At 61.8% G+C, this 427-nt stretch carries 1 protein-coding gene; it reads left to right on the forward strand.

Annotated features, from left to right (window positions below; translation table 11 throughout):
* Positions 1 to 427, forward strand: a 427-nt coding sequence (locus I6F37_RS41145) for an ABC transporter substrate-binding protein (RefSeq protein ID WP_225154544.1), incomplete at both ends; no start/stop codon positions are given.

Consider the following 427-nt stretch of genomic DNA (forward strand, 5'->3'; position numbering starts at 1 on the left):
GTTCAGCCGGATCGAAGGCTCGCCGTGGAACGACATCCGCGTCCGCAAGGCGGCTAATCTCTGCGTCGACCGCGCCGCGATGAAGGACGGTCTGCTCGGCGGCCTGATGGCACCGGCGAGCGGCACCTTCGAGCCCGGTCATCCATGGCGGGGCAATCCGAAATTCCAGATCAAGTATGATCCGGACCAGGCCCGCAAGTTGATGACCGAAGCCGGCTTCTCGAAAGCCAAGCGGCTGAAGGTGAAGACCCAGACCTCGGCGTCCGGCTCCGGCCAGATGCTGCCGCTGCCGATGAACGAATTCATCCAGCAAAGCCTTGCGGAGTGTTTCTTCGATGTCGAGCTCGACGTGATCGAATGGAATACGCTGTTCACGAATTGGCGTAAGGGTGCCAAGGACGAATCGGCACGCGGGTCGCATGCGACC

Origin of the sequence: Bradyrhizobium sp. NBAIM08 (assembly GCF_020193935.1) — a bacterium.
Taxonomy (GTDB): domain Bacteria; phylum Pseudomonadota; class Alphaproteobacteria; order Rhizobiales; family Xanthobacteraceae; genus Bradyrhizobium; species Bradyrhizobium yuanmingense.